Source organism: Streptomyces sp. E11-3 (genome assembly GCF_046540415.1).
Classification (GTDB): domain Bacteria; phylum Actinomycetota; class Actinomycetes; order Streptomycetales; family Streptomycetaceae; genus Streptomyces.
On the sequence record NZ_JAZGRL010000002.1, the window covers coordinates 809,668 to 828,704 of the forward strand.

Below are 19,037 nucleotides of genomic sequence, written 5' to 3' on the forward strand. Positions count from 1 at the left end.
GTGGCGTGACGGGGCGCGGGGGGACGGGGGCGCGTTGCGCTTCCGTGCTCATGCACCCCCCGTTTCTCGCTCTTGGGCCCCGCTCGATCGCCGTTGGGGACAGGCCCGTTCCTTCCCTGTACCCGCGTCACTCTACGGGCTGACGCAGGTCGGCCGAGACCCGATCCACGGCCGTGGGACGATCTGTCCCGTTCATCCCCCTACCCTGCGGTAATCGCGTCTGGCAGGCTGCGCTCATGACCGCCCGCGCATCCGACCGCACCCGCTACGACCGGGCCACCGCGCATCTCGACGCGCCCGTCGCCATCGTCGACCTGGAGGCCTTCGACGCGAACGCCGCGGATCTCGTGCGGCGCGCCGCGGGCAAACCGATCCGGGTGGCGAGCAAGTCCGTACGCTGCCGTGCCCTGCTGGAACGCGTGCTGAGTCGGGACGGGTTCGCGGGGATCATGTCGTTCACGCTGGCCGAGTCGCTGTGGCTGGCCAGGTCCGGCTTCGACGACGTGCTGCTCGCCTATCCGTCGGCCGACCGGGCCTCGTTCGCCGAACTCACCGCCGATCCCAAGCTCGCCGCCGCGGTGACCGTGATGGTCGACGACCCGGCGCAGCTGCGGCTGATCGACGACGCCAGGGACGGCGGCGGCGAAGAGGTCCGGGTCTGCCTGGAGTTGGACACCGCGCTGAAGCTGCTGGGCGGCCGGGTGCGGGTCGGCGCCCGGCGTTCCCCGCTGCACTCCCCCGCCCAAGTCGCCGAGCTGGCCCGCGCGGTGGCGCGCAGGCCGGGTTTCCGGCTGGTCGGGATCATGGCGTACGAGGGTCATGTGGCCGGGGTCGGCGACCTGCTGGCCGGGCGGCCCGTACGCTCGCGGGCGATCCGTCTGATGCAGTCGGCCGCCCGCCGTGAACTGGCCGTCCGCCGCGCCGAAGTGGTGCGCGCGGTGCGGGCCGTCGCGCCGGACCTGGAGTTCGTCAACGGCGGCGGCACGGGCAGTGTGCAGCACACCGCGGCCGAGGACGCCGTCACCGAGATCGCCGCGGGCTCGGGCCTGTATGTGCCGCGGCTGTTCGACAACTACACCTCGTTCACCGGCCGTCCGGCGGCGCTGTTCGCCCAGCCGGTGGTGCGCAGGCCCGGCGTCGGCGTGGTGACGGTGCTCGGCGGCGGCTATCCGGCGTCGGGGGCGGCGGGCGCGGACCGGCTGCCGGTGCCCTACCTGCCGGAGGGTTTGGCGTACGACCCGCAGGAGGGGCCGGGCGAAGTGCAGACGCCGCTGCTCGGGTCGGTGGCCGATGATCTGCTGATCGGCGACCGGGTGTGGTTCCGGCACGCCAAGGCCGGGGAGCTGTGCGAGCGGTTCGACGCGCTGCACCTAGTGGAGGGCGAGCGGGTCACCGCGACCGTTCCGACGTATCGCGGTGAGGGCCGCACGTTCCTCTGAACCGCCGGACAGGCCCTACGACGGGCTGATGCTGCTGCCCGCGCCGCCCGTCCCCGCGTCGTCGCTGCCGAGGTCGCGGATGCCCTTGGTGATCTCGTCCATCCCGGACAGCGGCAGTCCGTCCGGCCCGGCGTCGAAGGCGAAGCGCACGACGACCAGGGACTCGGTGCCGATGGCCGACGGGAAGACCAGGGACTGGACATATCCGCCGGGGCCCTCGCCGGTCTTGACCCGCACGCGGACGACATAGCCCGTGCGGCCCGCCACCACGACCGGACCGGCCTTGACCTTCTTGGTCGATGTAACGCCCCCGTACCGATCCGAGAGGTAGCCGTCGCCGTACAGCGCCTCGGCCGCGTCGGAGACGTCCTTCTCGGCGACCTCCCGCGCGGTGTCGCCGCTCCCGGAGTCGGCGCTGAGGCTGATGACCCTGCCGTGGTGGCAGTACAAGCCGGTGGGACAGTCGTAGGTTTCCTTGGTCCAGATGTTCGGATCGGTGCCGCCCCAGCTGTACTGCGGTATCTCCCAGCCGTCCGGGATCGGCAGCGAGATGCCGTTGAGCTGGTCGACCAGTCGGTCGGGTGTGTCCTCGGTCGCGCTCGGGGACTCGCTGGGCTCGTCGGTCGGCTCCTCACTGGGCCGGGGGTCGGCCGACTCGGACGCGGGTGCGCTGGAGGTGCCGCCGCCGTTCTTGGCCTCGGCACCGCCGTCGTCACTCTTGCCCAGGACGACGACTCCTGTGACGATCGCGGCGACCAGGACCACGCCCGCGGCGGCGAGCGCCACCATCTTGGCCCGCCCCGAAGTACCACCGGTCTCCGGCATCCCCACGGGCTGTGGGGGGCCGAAGCCGGGCTGCTGCTGGGCCGGTTGCTGGGCGGCCGCTTGCGGGTCCCGGGTGTGCTCGGTCCACGTGGTCCCGTCCCACCAGCGTTCAAGGGACGGGACCGACGGGTCCGGGTACCAGCCGGGCGGGGTCGTCATGCTCATGCGGCCACCCTAAGCGGTCGCGCGAGGTGAGTGCACCGAGTACCCCCTGTGGCCAGGGACCGCTACAGCGGAGTGACGTACGCCGCGGCGATACCGCCGTCGACCAGGAAGTCGGTGGCGTTGACGAACGAGGAGTCGTCGCTGGCGAGGAAGGCGACCGCGGCTGCGATCTCCTCGGCGTCGGCGAACCGGCCGGCCGGAATGTGCACCAGGCGGCGCGCGGCCCGCTCCGGGTCCTTGGCGAACAGCTCCTGCAGCAGCGGGGTGTTGACCGGGCCCGGGCACAGGGCGTTGACCCGGATGCCCTCGCGGGCGAACTGCACGCCCAGCTCGCGCGACATCGCCAGCACCCCGCCCTTGGACGCGGTGTACGAGATCTGGGAGGTGGCCGCGCCCATGATGGCCACGAAGGAGGCGGTGTTGATGATGGAGCCGCGGCCCTGGCGCTGCATATAGGGGATGGCGGCCTTGCAGCACAGGTACACGGAGGTGAGGTTGACGTCCTGGACGCGCTTCCAGGCCTCCAGTCCTGTGTCCAGGATGGAGTCGTCGTCGGGCGGCGAGATCCCGGCGTTGTTGAAGGCGATGTCCACGCTTCCGTAGGTGTCGTACGCCGTCTTGAAGAGGGCGTCGACCTGTTCGGCGTCGGTGACGTCGACGCGTACGAAGGTGCCGCCGACCTCTTCGGCCGCGGCCTTGCCGGCGCTCTCGTCGATGTCGCCGCACACCACGTGGGCGCCCTCGGAGGCGAGTCGCCGGGCGGTGGCCAGGCCGATGCCGCTGCCGGCGCCGGTGATGACGGCGGTGCGGCCCACCAGGCGGCGGCAGATGTTCTCGGTGCTCGTCATGGTGCTCAGGCCTCCGTGCTGATGAAGACGTTCTTGGTTTCGGTGAAGGCGGTCAGGGCGTCAGGGCCCAGTTCACGGCCGAGTCCGGACTGCCGGTAACCGCCGAACGGGGTCCAGTACCGGACGCTGCTGTGCGAGTTGACGGAGAGGTTCCCGGCCGCGACGGCGCGCGAGACCCGGATCGCCCGGCCCGAGTCGCGGGTCCACAGCGATCCGGAGAGGCCGTAGTCGGTGGCGTTGGCCAGCCGTACGGCGTCGGCCTCGTCCTCGAAGGGCAGCACCACGGCGACAGGACCGAAGACCTCGTCGACGGCCACGCGCGCGTGGGGATCGACGGCGGTCAGTACGGTGGGCGGGAACCAGAAGCCGGGTCCTTCGGGCGCGCTGCCGGTGATCGCTTCGGCGCCACCGGGGACGTAGGACCGTACGCGCTCCAGCTGGGCCCTGGAGATCAGCGGGCCCATCTGGGTCTTCTCGTCCGCCGGGTCTCCGACGGCCACCGACTCGACGGCGGGGGCGAGGAGTTCCAGGAACCGGTCGTAGACCGAACGCTGGACGAGGATGCGGGTGCGGGCGCAGCAGTCCTGTCCGGCGTTGTCCAGGAACGACATCGGGGTGGCGGCCACCGCGGCGTCGAGGTCGGCGTCGGCGAAGACGATGTTGGGGCTCTTGCCGCCGAGTTCGAGGGTCACCCGCTTCACCTGGTCGGCGCACTTGGCCATGATCCGCTTGCCGACGCGGGTGGAGCCGGTGAACACGATCTTGGCGACGCCGGGGTGTTCGACCAGGGCGTTGCCCGCGACGCTGCCCGCGCCCGGCAGCACCTGGAAGAGGTGCTCGGGAAGGCCTGCCTCCAGGGCGAGTTCGGCCAGCCGCAATGCGGTGAGCGGGGTGGTCTCGGCGGGCTTGAGGAGTACGGCGTTGCCCGCGGCGAGGGCGGGGGCGGTGCCCCAGGCGGCGATCGGCATCGGGAAGTTCCAGGGCGCGATCACGCCGACGACGCCGAGGGGTTCGAGGAAGGTGACGTTCAGGCCGCCGGGTACCGGGATCTGGCGGCCGCTGAGCCGCTCCACTCCCCCGGCCGCGTAGTCCAGCAGGTCGCGGACGTTGCCCGCCTCCCAGCGGGCGTTGCCCAGGGTGTGGCCCGCCTCCTGGACTTCGAGGCGGGCGAGTTCCTCCAGGTGGTCGTCGACGGCGGCGGCGAAGCGGCGCAGCAGGCGGGCCCGGTCGGCGGGGGCCAGCGCCGCCCATCTCACCTGCGCGGCGGCGGCGCGTACGACGGCGGAGTCGACCTCGGCGGCGGTGGTCGCCGGGACGGTCGCGATGACGTCCTCGGTCGCCGGGTTGAGTACCTGGTGCTCATACGGCTCGCGCTGCTCGTGCCCATGCTGCTCGTGCTCGTACGACGGGTGCGGCTGATGCGGATCGGACAAGTCAGGCCTCACATGCGTTCGAAGGAGCGGCGGAGCTCCCAGTCGGTCACCGCGGCGTCGAAGGCGTCCAGCTCGACCCGCGCCATGTTGCGGTAGTGGGCTACCACCTCGGCGCCGAAGGCGGCCTTGGCGATGGGGCTGTTCTCCCAGAGCTCGGCGGCCTCGCGCAGGGTGGTGGGGACGTGCTCGTAGTCGGCGGTATAGGCGTTTCCGTCGCACACCTCGGGGAGTTCGAGCTGCTGCTCGATGCCGTACAGGCCCGCCGCGACAAGGCCCGCGACGGCCAGGTGCGGGTTGACGTCGCCGCCGGGCAGCCGGTTCTCGAAGCGCATGGAGCGGCCGTGGCCGACGACGCGCAGCGAGCAGGTGCGGTTGTCGTAGCCCCAGGCGACCGCGGTCGGGGCGAAGGAGCCCGGCTGGAAGCGCTTGTAGGAGTTGATGTTGGGGGCGTAGAGGAGGGAGAAGTCGCGGAGCGCGGCGAGCTGTCCGGCGAGGAAGTGCCGCATGACGGGGGACATGCCGCCGGGTCCGTCGCCCGCCATGGCGTTGACGCCGTTCTGGTCGGCGAGCGAGAGGTGGATGTGGCAGGAGTTGCCCTCGCGCTCGTTGTACTTGGCCATGAAGGTGAGCGAGACGCCCTCCTGCGAGGCGATCTCCTTGGCTCCGGTCTTGTAGATGGCGTGCTGGTCGCAGGTGACCAGCGCCTCGTCGTACTTGAAGGCGATCTCGTGCTGGCCGGGGTTGCACTCGCCCTTGGCGGACTCGACGGTCAGGCCCGCGGCGGCCATCTCGTTGCGGATACGGCGCAGCAGCGGCTCGATCCGGCCGGTGCCGAGCACGGAGTAGTCGATGTTGTACTGGTTGGCCGGGGTCAGCCCGCGGTAGTCGGAGTCCCAGGCCTGCTCGTAGGTGTCCTTGAAGACGATGAACTCGAGCTCGGTGCCGACCTGCGCGGTGAAGCCGTGTTCGGCGAGCCGTTCCAGCTGGCGGCGGAGGATCTGGCGGGGCGCGGCGACGACCGGGGAGCCGTCGTTCCAGGCGAGGTCGGCGACCAGCATCGCGGTGCCCTCGTTCCAGGGGACGCGGCGCAGGGTGTCCAGGTCCGGGCGCATGGCGAAGTCGCCGTAGCCGCGGTCCCAGGAGGACATCTCGTAGCCGTCGACGGTGTTCATCTCGGTGTCGACGGCGAGCAGGTAGTTGCAGCCCTCGGTGCCGTGCTCGAGTACCTCGTCCAGGAAGAACGGCGCGGCGAACCGCTTGCCCTGCAGTCGCCCTTGCATATCGGGGAAGGCCAGGACGACAGTGTCGATCTCACCGCTCGCGACGAGGGCGCGTAGCTCCTCGATCCCGAGCGGGGGTGTGCGGTCAGCCACGGGATTCTCCTCCTTCGGGCTTCGGGAGTCATAAGGTATGGGTGATGACCATTGATTGGGAAGGGGGAACCGCGACATGCCGAAGATCGGTGACGAGGACCGGCTCGCGGAAGACCGGCCGACGGAGGACCGGCTGACACCGGTGCTGCGGCCCGTGCGCGCGGGCAACGGCTTCGAGGAGGCGCTGGAGCAGATCCTCCAGGTCCTGCGTCTGGGACTCGTACCTCATGGCGAACGGCTCCCCGCCGAGCGAGAACTGGCGGACCGGCTGCGGATCAGCCGGGTCACGCTGCGCGAGGTGCTGAAGGTACTGCAGGACCAGGGGCTCGTGGAGAGCCGACGCGGCCGGTACGGCGGCACGTTCGTACTCGACCGGCCGCAGCCGCCGGGCGAGGGCGAGCTGCGGCGGCGGGTCGCGGCGGTGGACGTCGAGGACATCCTGCGCTTCCGCGAGGTCCTGGAGGTCGGCGCGGCCGGACTCTGCGCGGCGGACGGGCTGACCGGAGCCCCGGCCGACCAGCTGCGCGCGGCACTCGCCGCGACCCATGACGCGCCGCTGGCCGAGTACCGCAGGCTCGACACGCTGCTCCATCTCACGCTCGCCGAGCTGTCGGGATCATCCACGCTGACAGCCCAGTACGCCGCCGTACGAGCACAGGTGAACGACCTCCTGGACGGCATCCCGCTCCTGGTGCGGAACCTGGAGCACTCGCAGCGGCAGCACACCGCGCTGGTGGAGGCGGTGCTCGACGGCGACGCGGACGGGGCGCGCGAGGTGATGCGCGAGCACTGCGCGGGGACGGCCGCGCTGCTGCGGGGGTTCCTGACCTGAGGCGCTGCTGCGGGGGTTCCTGACCTGAGGGCCTGTCTTTGAACCCCGCCTGCGCCCCGCCCCCGGGCTCTGGCCACCCTCTGGCCGCACATCCGTAACAGTCGTTTAACGCACGGGTCTTGCGCGGGCGGCGACCCGACCGCAAAGGTGTGGCCCCACACCATTGCCCCGAGACAGGAGCGGTCCATGGCCGAGGGCACCGATTCGCGCATCCCACCAGCCGCCACGACCCAGGGCGGCTCCGACGAAGACCGGTATCTGCAGCGGCGCACCCTGCGCCGTGGCAGCGCGGGCTGGCTGCTGCTCACCGGCCTCGGAGTCGCCTATGTGGTCTCCGGCGACTTCTCCGGCTGGAACATCGGCCTGTCGGAGGGAGGGTTCGGCGGGCTGGCCATCGCCATGCTCCTGATGGGCGCGATGTACGCCTGTCTGGTCTTCGCCCTCGCCGAGCTCTCCGCCATCCTGCCCACCGCTGGCGGCGGCTACGGCTTCGCCCGGCGCGCGCTCGGCACCTGGGGCGGCTTCCTCACCGGCACCGCGATCCTCATCGAGTACATCCTGGCGCCCGCCGCGATCTCCATCTTCATCGGCGACTACATCGAGTCGCTCAACCTCTTCGGACTGACGTCCGGCTGGCCGGTCTATCTCGTCTGCTTCGCCCTCTTCATCGGCATCCACCTGTGGGGCGTGGGCGAGGCGCTGCGGTTCAGCCTGGTGGTGACCGCCATCGCGGTGGCCGCGCTGCTGATCTTCGCGTTCGGGGCGTTCACCGAATTCAGTGCGGACGGTCTCAACGACATCCCGGTCGACACCGAGGCCTTCGGCGCCAACTCGTGGCTGCCCATGGGACTGCTGGGCATCTGGGCGGCGTTCCCCTTCGGCATGTGGTTCTTCCTGGGCATCGAGGGGGTGCCGCTGGCCGCTGAAGAGGCCAAGGACCCGGTGCGCTCGATGCCGAAGGCGCTGTCGATCGCGATGGGCGTCCTGGTGCTGCTCGCACTGATCACGTTCTTCGCCGCGACGGGTGCGCACGGCGCGGACTCGATCAAGGAAGCGGGCAACCCGCTGGTCGTCGCGCTCCAGGGTGACGGCGAGCCGACGGCTCTGTCCCGCTTCGTCAACTACGCGGGCCTGGCCGGTCTGGTCGCCTCCTTCTTCTCCCTGATCTACGCCGGGTCCCGGCAGCTGTTCGCGCTCTCCCGCGCGGGCTATCTGCCCCGCTTCCTGTCCCTGACGAGCAGCCGCAAGGCCCCGTACCTGGGCCTGGTCATCCCCGGCGCGATCGGCTTCGGTCTTGCCGCGGCGACCGGCGACGGCGGCCGGATGCTCAACATGGCGGTCTTCGGCGCGACCATCTCGTACGCGATGATGGCGCTCTCACACATCGTGCTGCGCCGCCGCGAGCCGGGGCTGCACCGGCCGTACCGCACACCGGGCGGCATCGCCACGTCCTCGGTGGCGTTCGTGCTTGCCCTGTCCGCGCTGGTGGCGACCTTCCTGGTGGACAAGACCGCGGCGTTCATCGCGCTCGGCGTCTATGTGGTCGCCCTCGCCTACTTCGCCTTCTACAGTCGGCATCGACTGGTCGCGGCGGCTCCGGAGGAGGAGTTCGCGGCGCTGGCGGAGGCCGAGGCCGAACTCGAACGCGACTGACTCCCCCGTTCTCCCCGTACCTGGAGGAACCCGAACCGTGTCCCACCCCCTCATCGGCGTCAGCACCTACCTGGAGGCCTCGGCCAAGTGGGGTGTCTGGGATCTCCCCGCCGCCCTGCTCCCCGCCGGTTACCCACGGCTCGTCCAGGCGGCGGGCGGGCTCGCAGCGATGCTGCCGCCCGACGATCCGGACCAGGCCGCGCGGGTGGTGGCGCGCCTGGACGGGCTCGTCATCGCGGGCGGGCCCGATGTCGAGCCCGTACGGTACGGGGCCGAGCCCGACCCGCGTACGGGGCCGCCCGCGCGTGCCCGCGACGCGTGGGAACTGGCCCTGATCGAGGCGGCGTTGGCGTCGGGGACGCCGCTGCTCGGGATCTGCCGGGGGATGCAGCTGCTGAACGTGGCGCTGGGCGGGACGCTGGTGCAGCACCTCGCCGGGCACACCGAGGGCGTCGGCGCCTTCGGCCAGCACGCGGTGAAGCCGGTGCCGGGGACGCGGTACGCCTCGCTTGTGCCCACGGAGGCGGTGGTCCCGACGTACCACCATCAGGCGGTGGACCGGCTCGGCCGGGGGTTGCTCGCGTCGGCGTACGCGTCCGACGGGACGGTCGAGGCGGTCGAACTTCCGGACGCCTGGGCCTTGGGCGTGCAGTGGCATCCGGAGATGGGCGAGGACGCCCGTGTGATGCGGGCGCTGGTCCAGGCATCAAAACCTCCCCAGCCCCGCCCCTTCCCGTAACGGCCGGGCTGATTTCAGCCCGGCCGGCGTTTGAGGCCATCTTTCCGCCGTCCGCAGGACTTTCGGGAAGGGGCGGGTGGGGGACAATCCCTGGCCCGCGCCACCGACCGCCGGTCAGCCGACCACCCGCCGCGTCAGCGACAGCAAGTCACGCGCGGGTCCAGTGGGCCGATGCCCCGTCGTCCACACGGCCCGCAGATCGCGCCGCAACCGCACCCCCTCCACCGGCACCTTCACCAACCGCCCCGCCGAAACCTCATCCCCCACCGCCAACTCACCCCCGCCGAAACCTCATCCCCCACCGCCAACTCACTCAACACAGACGGCCCCGCCCCACTCACCACCGCCGCCTTCACCGCCGTCGTGGACGACAGTTCAAGCAGCGGCCGCGCCAACCCCCCGTCCGCCGCCAGCGCCGCATCCAGCACCTGCCGCGTCCCCGACCCCCGCTCCCGCAGAATCAGCGGCGTCGCCGCGAGCTCGGCCGGGCCGAGCGGGGCCCGCCGCCGAGCCCACGCGTGTCCGGGCGCCACCACGACCACCAGACTGTCCTGCGCGATGACGGCCCCGCTCAACCCGCTCGGCACGGCGAGCCCCTCGACGAACCCGAGGTCCGCCTCACCCGCGAGCAGCTGCTCGGCGACGGCCAGCGAGTTCCCGGCCAGCAACGACACCGCCGTGTCCGGCCGTTCGCGGCGCAGCGCGATCAGCCACCCCGGCAGCAGATACTCAGCGATCGTCATGCTCGCGGCGACCCGCAACCGCGAGTCGCGCCGGTCACGCAGCGCCTGCGCCCCCACGTCGAACGCCTCGGCCGCCTCCACGATCCGCCGCGCCCAGTCGGTGACCAGCACCCCGGTGTCGGTGAGCCGCGACCCGCGCGGCGACCGGTCGACCAGCGCGACCCCGAGCTGGCGCTCCATCGCCCGCACCCGGCTGCTCGCCGCGGGCTGGCTGATGCCCAGCTCACGCGCCGCCCGCCCCAGGCTCCCCAGCCGTGCGACGGCGAGCAGCAGCTGCAACGCCCCCAGCTCGGGCACCCGGTGGGGCAACCCCGCAGCCGCGTCACCCAGACCCGCAACGCCCGCACCGCCCGAAGCGCCCGCCTCACTCGTACCCATAACCCCAGCTTATGCCCTCATACACAGAAAGCCCCTGGTGAGGGGCGAATGCGCCCCGGAAGCTTGAGTTATGGCCACGTACGCACAACCGCGCCCCCTGACAGCACCCGCACCCGCACCCGCTATCAAGGCCACCCCAGTCCGCTCCGTGCGACACCTCGGCCCCAACTGGTACGCCGCTGTCATGGGCACCGCGATCGTCGCCACGGCGGGCACCGCCCTGCCGACCCCGATCCCGCGCGCGGCGGCCGTGGCCGTCTGGGGCCTGTCCGCGCTCGCGCTGGCCGTGCTGCTCACCGCCCGTGCCGGCCACTGGCTGCACCACCGCGACCAGGCCCGCGCCCATCTCCTGGACCCGGCCGTCGCCCCGTTCTACGGCTGTCTGGCGATGGCGCTGCTCGCGGTCGGCGGCGGCACGCTCGTCGTCGGCAAGGACGTGATCGGCGACCGCGCGGCCCTCACGGTGGACGCCGTGCTGTTCTCCACCGGCACCCTGATCGGGCTGCTGGCCGCCGCCGCGATCCCGTATCTGATGGTGACCCGGCACAAGATCGACCCGGGTACCGCCTCGCCCGTGTGGCTGCTGCCCGTCGTCGCCCCCATGGTGACCGCGGCCCAGGGCCCGCTGCTGATCCCTCATCTGCCCGATGGCCAGTGGCGCGAGGCCATGCTGCTCGGCAGCTACGCGATGTTCGGCCTGAGCCTGCTGGCCACGCTGGTGATGCTGCCGCTGGTCTTCGGCCGCCTGGTGCAGTACGGGCCGCTGCCACTCGCCCTCACCCCGACCCTCTTCCTGGTCCTGGGCCCCCTGGGCCAGTCGACGACCGCGGTCAACGCGCTCGCCGATGTCGCGCCGGGCGCGGTCGGCCCGTCGTACGCCTCCGCCTTCGGGGCGTTCGCGGTGGTCTACGGGGTGCCGGTGATGGGGTTCGCGCTGCTGTGGCTGGTGTTCGCCGGTGCGCTGGTGGTGCGCGCGTGGCGCCGGGGGATGCGGTTCGCGATGACCTGGTGGGGCTTCACGTTCCCGGTGGGCACCTGTGTCACGGGGGCCGCGGGCCTGGCCCGGCACACCGGCCTGGACGCGTACGGCTGGCTGGCGATGGCGCTGTTCGGCTTCCTGGTGGCGGCCTGGGCGGTGGCCGGATTCCACACGCTGCGCGGGCTGCTCAGCGGTTCGCTGCTCGCAGCGCCGCGCTGAGCCGGGCGGGCGCCTCCACCAGCGAGGGGCCGTACCAGGTGAGCAGTCGGCCGTCGACGAGGGCGGCGGGCAGACCGGGGAAGGCCTCGGGCCCGTCGTCGGGGGTGAAGCGGTACGGCTCGTCGGGCAGGACGACCAGATCGGGCGCGGCCGCGCGCAGCTCCTCCACGGGGATGCGCGGATACCGCTCCAGGTGGTCCGCGTAGACGTTGTCGACACCCAGACGGGCCAGCAGGTCCCCAGCGAAGGTGTCCCTGCCGAGCACCATCCAGGGCCGCCGCCAGATCGGCACGACGGCCCGCACCTCCGCTCCGGCGCCGGGGCGCGGCGGCACCTCCCGCCACGCCCGTTCGGCCTCGGCCAGCCAGGCGGGACGGGGAAGCCGGCAGCCTCGTACGAGCACCCGCTCCAGCTCACGGAACGCCTCGGGCAGCGTGCGGACTTCGGTGACCATCACGTCGAGGCCGGCGGCGCGCAGGGCGGCCAGGTCCGGCTCGCGGTTCTCCTCCTCGTTGGCGATCACCAGGTCGGGGGCGAGCGCGATGATCCGGGGCACATCGGGGTTCTTGGTCCCCCGAACACGCACAACGCCCCGCTCGTCGAGATCCGCCGGGTGACTGCACCAGTCCGTGGCGCCGACCAGCAGTCCTGGCGCGCTCAAGGCCACCGCCTCGGTCAGCGAGGGCACCAGCGAAACAACCCGCATCCGGCCGCTACTCCGGTTCGGCCTTGATGTGCTCGGCCACCGCCACCAGCAGGACGCGGGTGTCGGGCACGGCCGACCGCCAGCGGTGGCGTACCCCACCGGACAGGAAGAGGGTGTCGCCGCGGGCAAGACGGTAGGCACGGCCCTCCGCCTCCACCTCGACGGCGCCCTCGGCCACGTACATCAATTCGTCGTTACGGTGCTGGAATTCGCGCCCCGCGTCATGCTCGCCGACGAACTCCACGGCATGCAGCTGGTGCTGCCCCCGCACCAGGTGGCGGGTGCTCGGCTCTTCCACCGGTTCGACACCGGCGCGCACCACCTCGACCGTGCGCTCCGCGTCGGCCGCGCAGAGCAGTTCGACGGCCGTCGTACCGAGCGCGTCCGCGACCCGCTCCAACGAGGTGCGGCTGGGCCGGGCGCGTTCGTTCTCGACCTGGCTCAGGAACGGCACCGAGAGCCCGCTGCGCTGAGCGACCGTGGCGAGCGTCAGGCGCAGCGACCTGCGCCTGCGGCGGATGGCCACGCCGACCCGGACGGATTCCTTGTCGTCCATGCTCCGGCCCCCCTCTGTGCGTGCGTTTGCGGTCCTCGGTCCGATCAGCGATATCCCTGTGCTCTGCACCTTACGCAAGGCGCGGCGCCGATGCCCCGGCAACCGCCCTCCTGCACGAGGTGCCCCGTGCGCAGGCGAAGGTAACGCCCGGTTGTCAGTGTGGTGCGGCAAGATGCCGTGTGTGACGCAGCAAACTCGACGACTCATGCTCCTGGACACCGCATCGCTCTACTACCGGGCGTACTTCGGGGTCCCCGACTCCGTACGGGCCCCGGACGGCACCCCGGTCAACGCGGTGCGCGGACTACTCGACTTCATCGCCCGCCTGGTGCAGGACCATCGCCCGGACGACCTGGTGGCGTGTATGGACGCGGACTGGCGCCCGCACTGGCGGGTCGAACTGATCCCGTCGTACAAGGCCCATCGGGTCGCCGAGGAGTCCGTCGACGGCCCGGACACCGAGGAGACACCGGACACGCTGTCCCCGCAGGTGCCCATCATCGAGGAGGTGCTCGACGCGCTCGGGATCGCCCGCATCGGCGCCGACGGCTACGAGGCGGACGACGTGATCGGCACCCTGGCCTCCCGCGCCACGGGCCCGGTGGACATCGTCACCGGCGACCGCGACCTCTACCAACTGGTGGACGACGCGCGCGGCATCCGCGTGCTCTACCCCCTCAAGGGGGTCGGCACCCTGCAGCTCACGGATGAGGCGGTGCTCCACGAGAAGTACGCCGTGGACGGCCGGGGCTATGTGGATCTGGCCCTGCTGCGCGGCGACCCGAGCGACGGACTGCCGGGCGTCCCCGGGATCGGCGACAAGACAGCCGCGAAACTCCTCGCGCAGTACGGAGACCTGGCCGGGATCATGGCAGCGGTCGACGACCCTTCCTCGAAGCTCACCCCGGCGCAGCGCAAGCGCCTGGGCGAGTCGCGGGCGTATGTCGCGGTGGCACCGAAGGTCGTCCGGGTCGCCACCGACGTTCCGGTGCCGGATGTCGACTTCGCGCTCCCCCGCGAACCCCTGCACCCGGCCACGCTGGACGAGCTGGCCGCGCAGTGGGGACTCGGCGGAGCCCTGACCCGCCTACTCACGACTCTCCAGGCTTGAGGTGCCTCCCCCGAACCAAGGTGTTAACTTAGGTTTACCTAAGTTAACCGTTGGTCAGGGGAGGCCTCCGTGACAGCACGTCCGGCAGCACGCACCGCGCCGAAGACCCATCGCGGGGAAGTGGTACGCACCGAGCGCCTCACCCCCGGCATGCGGCGCGTGGTACTCGGCGGCGACGGCCTGGCCGACTTCTCCACAAGCACCTACACCGACCACTACGTCAAACTGCTGTTCCCGACCGAGGGCGTGCGCTACCCCGAGCCCTTCGATATCCAGCAGATCCGCGCCGACTTCCCGCGCGAGCAGTGGCCCGCGCAGCGCACCTACACGGTACGCGGCTGGGACCCCGAACGCCGCGAGCTGGCCCTGGACTTCGTGGTGCACGGCGACGAGGGCCTCGCCGGGCCCTGGGCAATGCGGGCACAGCCCGGCGAGGTGCTGTACTTCCTGGGCCCCGGTGGCGGCTACGCCCCTCAGCCCGACGCGGACTGGCATCTGCTGGCCGGCGACGAGAGCGCCCTGCCCGCCATCGCCGCCTCCCTGGAGCGACTGCCGGCGGGCGCCACGGTCCACGTCTTCGTGGAGGTCGCGGGCCCCGACGAGGAGCAGCCGGTCAGCGCCCAGATCACCTGGCTGCACCGCGGCGACCGCCCGGTGGGCGCCGCCCTGACGGAGGCCGTACGGAACCTGGACTTCCCCCCGGGTGACGTACAGGCCTTCGTCCACGGCGAGGCCGGGGCCGTGAAGGAACTCCGCAAGCACCTGCGCGTCGAACGCGCCATACCGCGCGACCGGCTGTCGATCTCCGGCTACTGGCGACTCGGCCACAACGAGGACGGCTGGCAGGCCTCCAAGCCCGACTGGAACGCCCAGGTGGAGGCGGAACAGGAACCCGCGCCCACAGGCGCGATCGCGACGTGAGGGGCGTGGTGGGGCGCGCGGCCCGACCCACCCGCAGGCGCCAGGCGGCGGAAGCGCGCCGGTGGGTGGGCGGGGACAGCCCCACCGGGCCGCAGACGCGATGGAGTCGGGAAGAGACGTACGTGGGTGGGCGGGGACAGCCCCACCGGGGCGCAGGCGCGATGGAGTCGGGAAGAGACGTACGTGGGTGGGCGGGGACAGCCCCACCGGGGCGCAGGCGCGATGGAGTCGGGAAGAGACGTACGTGGGTGGGNCACAACAAAACCAAGCGCACCCCGGCCCCGTACCCTGGCTCCCGTGCCCCGACGCAAGCCCCGCATCCCTCCCTCACCGCTGCCCCAGCGGCGCGGAATCGACCCCGTTCGCCTGCGGCTGCCGCGCGACGGCGGCTGGGCGACCGTCCGGGACCACCTGGTGGACCGGCTGCCGGTGGACCCGGAAACGGTTGACGCCATGCTGCACGGCGGAGAGGTCGTGGCCGAGAACGGGCCCCTGACGCTGGACACCCCCTACACGGGAGGCATCCACGTCTGGTTCCACCGCGACCTGCCCACCGAGGTACCGGTGCCGTTCGTGATCGACGTGGTGTACCAGGACGAGCATCTGCTCGTCGCCGACAAGCCGCACTTCCTGTCCACCACACCACGCGGCCGCCACGTCACCGAGACCGCGCTCGCCCGGCTGCGCAGGGACCTCGACCTGCCCGAGCTCAGCCCCGCACACCGCCTCGACCGGCTCACCGCGGGTCTGGTGATGTTCACCGTACGACCCGAGGACCGTGGCGCGTACCAGTCGCTCTTCCGCGACCGGCAGGTGCACAAGGAGTACGAGGCCGTCGCCGCCCACACCCCCGCGCTCACCCTGCCGGTCTCGGTCCGCAGCCGGATCGAGAAGGTGCGAGGCCGGATCGACGCCTACGAGATCCCCGGCGAGCCGAACAGCGAGAGCCGCATCGAGCTGCTCGAACACCGCGCGGCTCTCGGCCGGTACCGACTGCTCCCGCACACCGGCCGCACCCACCAGCTGCGGGTCCACATGAACGCGCTCGGCATCCCGATCCTCGGCGACCCCGTCTACCCCGCAGTCACCGAACCCGCCCCGGACGACTTCGGCCGGCCCCTGCAACTACTGGCCAGAACCCTGGAGTTCACTGACCCGCTCACCGGCCGAGCGCACCGGTTCAGCAGCAGCCGCACCCTGCGGGCCTGGACCGACTACAACGAATGGGCAACCCCACCAGCCGCCTGAGCCCCCCAGTCCCCACCGAATCAGCCCACCGAACCTCAACCCACCGACGAGTACGCCACCACACCCCGGCGCAACGCATCCACCGCCTTACGCGCGTTCTTCGCGACCGTGCTCCCCTCGCCAGGAGCAGCCGCGGCGATCTGCCCAAGCACATCGATCACCTGCTTGCACCAGCGCACAAAGTCGCCCGCCGGCATCTCGGCCTCACGCAGCACTTCGTCAAGCCCCTTGCCCGAGGCCCACATATACGCGGCCCAGGCGAACCCGAGGTCGGGCTCGCGCTGCCCGACCCCCTCGGCCTGGTTGATCTTGAACTCCTCTTCGAGGGCGTCGAGCCGCCCCCAGATCCGCACCATCTCGCCGAGCGACGCCTTCGCCCTGCCCGCCGGAAGCTTCGGCGCCAGTGCGTCGTCCGAGACCCTCGCCTCGTACACCAACGCCGAGACGCAGGCGGCCAGTTCGGAGGGGCTCAGCCCCTCCCACACCCCGTCGCGCAGGCATTCGCTGGCCAGCAGGTCCAGTTCGCCATAGAGCCGGGCGAGCCGCCTGCCGTGCTCGGTGACCTCGTTGCCCCGCAGGTAGTCGAGCTCGGTGAGCAACGCGACGATGCGGTCGAAGGTGCGGGCGATGGTGTTCGTCCGCCCCTCGATGCGCCGCTCCAACTGCTTGGTGTCGCGCGACAGCCGGTGGTACCGCTCGGCCCAGCGCGCATGGTCCTCGCGCTCGTCGCAGCCGTGGCAGGGGTGCGCCCGGAGCTCGGCGCGCAGCCGCGCGATCTGACGGTCGTCGGCGGCGTTGGAGCGCCCGCGCTTGTGCTTCTCGGCACGGATATGCCCCGCCTTCGTCCGCAGCGCCGACGCCAGGTCGCGCCGCGACTGCGGGGAGCGCGGGTTGAAGGACTTGGGGATACGCATCCGCTCCAGCGCCTCGACCGGAACGGGGAAGTCCATCGACGCGAGCCGCTTCACCTGCCGCTCGGCGGTCAGCACCATCGGGCGCGGACCGTCGGCGTGCTCGAAGCCGCGGTGGCCGTTGGACCGCCCGGCAGGCAGCCCCGGGTCAAGGACCAGCGCAAGACCCGCGTACTTCCCGGTCGGCACATGGATCACATCGCCCGGCTTGAGCTTCTCCAGCGCGGCGGCGGCAGCCGCCCTGCGCTGCACGGCGCCCGCCTTGGCCAGCTCCGTCTCGCGGTCCTTGAGCTCGCGGCGCAGCCGCGCGTACTCCTCGAAGTCGCCCAGGTGGCAGGTCATCGAGGCCTGATAGCCCTCCAGGCCCTCTTCGTTGCGCTGCACCTGCCGGGAGATCCCGACGACCGACTTGTCGGCCTGGAACTGCGCGAAAGAGGTCTCCAGGAGCTCACGCGAGCGGTGCCGGCCGAACTGGTGCACAAGGTTCACGGCCATGTTGTACGAGGGCCGGAAGCTGGAGCGCAGCGGATAGGTCCGGGTCCCGGCGAGCCCGGCCAGCGCCTCGGGGTTCATCCCGCGCTGCCAGAGCACGACGGCATGGCCCTCGATGTCGATGCCGCGCCGCCCCGCACGCCCGGTCAGCTGGGTGTACTCGCCCGGCGTGATGTCGGCGTGCTGCTCGCCGTTCCACTTGACGAGCTTCTCCAGGACCACACTGCGCGCGGGCATGTTGATGCCCAGGGCGAGGGTCTCGGTGGCGAACACCGCCTTGACCAGGCCCCGTACGAACAACTCCTCGACGACCTCCTTGAAGGTCGGCAGCATGCCCGCGTGGTGGGCGGCGATGCCGCGCTCCAGGCCCTCCAGCCACTCGTAGTAGCCGAGGACGTGCAGGTCCTCGTGGGGGATGGAGGCCGTGCGCTCCTCGACGATCTCGCGCACGCGGTGGCGCGCCTCCTCGTCGTTCAACCGCAGGCCCGCGTACAGGCACTGCTGTACGGCGGCCTCGCAGCCGGCCCGGCTGAAGATGAAGGTGATCGCGGGCAGCAGCCCCTCGGAGTCGAGCCGCTCGATCACCTCGGGCCGGCCCGGCGTCCAGATCCTGGAGCGCTGGCGCCGCTCGCGCTCGCGGTCGGCCTCGCGCATGTTCTTGCCGCGTCTGCGGTCCCGGCCAAAGGTCTGGCGGCTGGCCTCCATGCGGGCCATCCGCTCCAGGTCGGGGTTGACCGCGCGCTTGGCGGACCCCGAGTCCTCCTCGAAGAGGTCGTACATCCGGCGTCCGGCCAGCACATGCTGGAAGAGCGGGACGGGACGGTGCTCGGAGACGATCACCTCGGTCTGCCCGCGTACGGTGTCCAGCCAGTCGCCGAACTCCTCGGCGTTGGAGACGGTCGCCGAGAGGGACACCAGGGTCACCGACTCCTGGAGGTGAATGATCACTTCCTCCCAGACGGCGCCCCGGAAGCGGTCGGAGAGGTAGTGCACCTCGTCCATGACCACGTACCCGAGGCCGAGCAGCGTCTGCGAGCCCGCGTAGAGCATGTTCCGCAGCACCTCGGTGGTCATCACGACCACCGGCGCCTCGGAGTTGACGCTGTTGTCCCCGGTGAGCAGGCCGACCTTGTCGGCACCGTACCGCCGCACCAGGTCCGCGTACTTCTGGTTGGAGAGCGCCTTGATGGGGGTGGTGTAGAAGCACTTCTTGCCCTGCTGGAGGGCAAGGTGCACGGCGAACTCGCCGACGATCGTCTTGCCGGAGCCGGTCGGGGCGGCGACCAGCACGCCCTTGCCCGCTTCCAGTGCCTGGCAGGCCTCTATCTGGAAGGGGTCGAGACCGAATTCGTACATCTCGCGAAAGGATGCGAGCGCGGTGGCCTGCTCGGCAGCTCGCTTACGTGCTGCCGCGTACCGCTCGGCCGGTGAGAGGTCCTCTGTCATCTTGTTCTTGAGCCTACCCG

The 19,037-nt window shown here is 71.4% G+C and carries 15 protein-coding genes and 1 pseudogene; 8 read left to right on the forward strand and 8 right to left on the reverse strand.

The features are described from left to right. Positions 1-236 precede the first annotated feature (236 nt). Positions 237-1,439, forward strand: coding sequence for an amino acid deaminase/aldolase (locus tag U9R90_RS22480; RefSeq protein ID WP_411058455.1), 1,203 nt, complete (start codon positions 237-239; stop codon positions 1,437-1,439). 15 nt (positions 1,440-1,454) lie between these two features. Here the strand turns inward: U9R90_RS22480 and U9R90_RS22485 are convergent, their stop codons facing one another. From U9R90_RS22485 to U9R90_RS22500, 4 genes are all read right to left on the reverse strand, one after another. After that, positions 1,455-2,429, reverse strand: a complete 975-nt coding sequence (locus tag U9R90_RS22485; RefSeq protein WP_411058456.1) for a DUF2510 domain-containing protein — start codon at positions 2,427-2,429, stop codon at positions 1,455-1,457. A 62-nt stretch (positions 2,430-2,491) separates the two neighbouring features. Then, entirely contained in the window at positions 2,492-3,277 is a 786-nt protein-coding gene (locus U9R90_RS22490) for a 3-oxoacyl-ACP reductase (protein WP_411058457.1), read from the reverse strand. A 5-nt stretch (positions 3,278-3,282) separates the two neighbouring features. After that, complete coding sequence (locus U9R90_RS22495) at positions 3,283-4,710, reverse strand: aldehyde dehydrogenase family protein (protein ID WP_411058458.1); 1,428 nt, start codon at positions 4,708-4,710, stop codon at positions 3,283-3,285. Positions 4,711-4,718: 8 nt separating this feature from the next. Continuing rightward, positions 4,719-6,083 (reverse strand): glutamine synthetase family protein, encoded by a 1,365-nt coding sequence (locus U9R90_RS22500; RefSeq protein ID WP_411058459.1) that lies wholly within the window; start codon positions 6,081-6,083, stop codon positions 4,719-4,721. 76 nt (positions 6,084-6,159) lie between these two features. Here U9R90_RS22500 and U9R90_RS22505 point away from each other — a divergent pair, with 76 nt between their 5' ends. From U9R90_RS22505 to U9R90_RS22515, 3 genes are all read left to right on the forward strand, one after another. Then, positions 6,160-6,915: a FadR/GntR family transcriptional regulator gene (locus U9R90_RS22505; RefSeq protein WP_411058460.1), complete on the forward strand. Its 756-nt coding sequence runs from the start codon at positions 6,160-6,162 to the stop codon at positions 6,913-6,915. Positions 6,916-7,101: 186 nt separating this feature from the next. Next, positions 7,102-8,568: an ethanolamine permease gene (gene eat / locus U9R90_RS22510; protein ID WP_411058461.1), complete on the forward strand. Its 1,467-nt coding sequence runs from the start codon at positions 7,102-7,104 to the stop codon at positions 8,566-8,568. Between the two features lie 37 nt (positions 8,569-8,605). Then, positions 8,606-9,307: a gamma-glutamyl-gamma-aminobutyrate hydrolase family protein gene (locus tag U9R90_RS22515; RefSeq protein WP_411058462.1), complete on the forward strand. Its 702-nt coding sequence runs from the start codon at positions 8,606-8,608 to the stop codon at positions 9,305-9,307. A 114-nt stretch (positions 9,308-9,421) separates the two neighbouring features. Here the strand turns inward: U9R90_RS22515 and U9R90_RS22520 are convergent. After that, positions 9,422-10,428, reverse strand: a pseudogene (locus U9R90_RS22520) (LysR family transcriptional regulator). Between the two features lie 70 nt (positions 10,429-10,498). Here U9R90_RS22520 and U9R90_RS22525 point away from each other — a divergent pair. Next, on the forward strand, positions 10,499-11,626 hold the full coding sequence (locus tag U9R90_RS22525) for a TDT family transporter (RefSeq protein WP_411058463.1): 1,128 nt from the start codon (positions 10,499-10,501) through the stop codon (positions 11,624-11,626). On the opposite strand, the gene U9R90_RS22530 is transcribed toward U9R90_RS22525, so the two are convergent. Beyond that, positions 11,595-12,332 carry a helical backbone metal receptor gene (locus tag U9R90_RS22530; RefSeq protein WP_411058464.1) on the reverse strand — a complete coding sequence of 246 codons (738 nt, stop codon included), beginning with the start codon at positions 12,330-12,332 and terminating at the stop codon, positions 11,595-11,597. The genes U9R90_RS22525 and U9R90_RS22530 overlap by 32 nt on opposite strands. A gap of 7 nt (positions 12,333-12,339) precedes the next feature. Next, positions 12,340-12,888 carry a helix-turn-helix domain-containing protein gene (locus U9R90_RS22535; protein WP_411058465.1) on the reverse strand — a complete coding sequence of 183 codons (549 nt, stop codon included), beginning with the start codon at positions 12,886-12,888 and terminating at the stop codon, positions 12,340-12,342. Between the two features lie 172 nt (positions 12,889-13,060). Here U9R90_RS22535 and U9R90_RS22540 point away from each other — a divergent pair, with 172 nt between their 5' ends. The 3 genes from U9R90_RS22540 (at position 13,061) to U9R90_RS22550 (ending at position 16,168) form a co-directional block, all read left to right on the forward strand. Beyond that, on the forward strand, positions 13,061-13,999 hold the full coding sequence (locus tag U9R90_RS22540) for a 5'-3' exonuclease H3TH domain-containing protein (protein ID WP_411058466.1): 939 nt from the start codon (positions 13,061-13,063) through the stop codon (positions 13,997-13,999). Positions 14,000-14,068: 69 nt separating this feature from the next. Then, a complete protein-coding gene (locus tag U9R90_RS22545; RefSeq protein ID WP_411058467.1) occupies positions 14,069-14,920 on the forward strand; it encodes a siderophore-interacting protein in 852 nt (283 codons plus the stop codon). Positions 14,921-15,208: 288 nt separating this feature from the next. After that, positions 15,209-16,168 (forward strand): RluA family pseudouridine synthase, encoded by a 960-nt coding sequence (locus tag U9R90_RS22550; RefSeq protein WP_411059773.1) that lies wholly within the window; start codon positions 15,209-15,211, stop codon positions 16,166-16,168. A 35-nt stretch (positions 16,169-16,203) separates the two neighbouring features. Here the strand turns inward: U9R90_RS22550 and U9R90_RS22555 are convergent, their stop codons facing one another. After that, the gene (locus U9R90_RS22555; RefSeq protein ID WP_411058468.1) at positions 16,204-19,017 is read right to left on the reverse strand and encodes a DEAD/DEAH box helicase; all 2,814 of its coding nucleotides are present in this window, start codon (positions 19,015-19,017) and stop codon (positions 16,204-16,206) included. Positions 19,018-19,037: the final 20 nt, after the last annotated feature.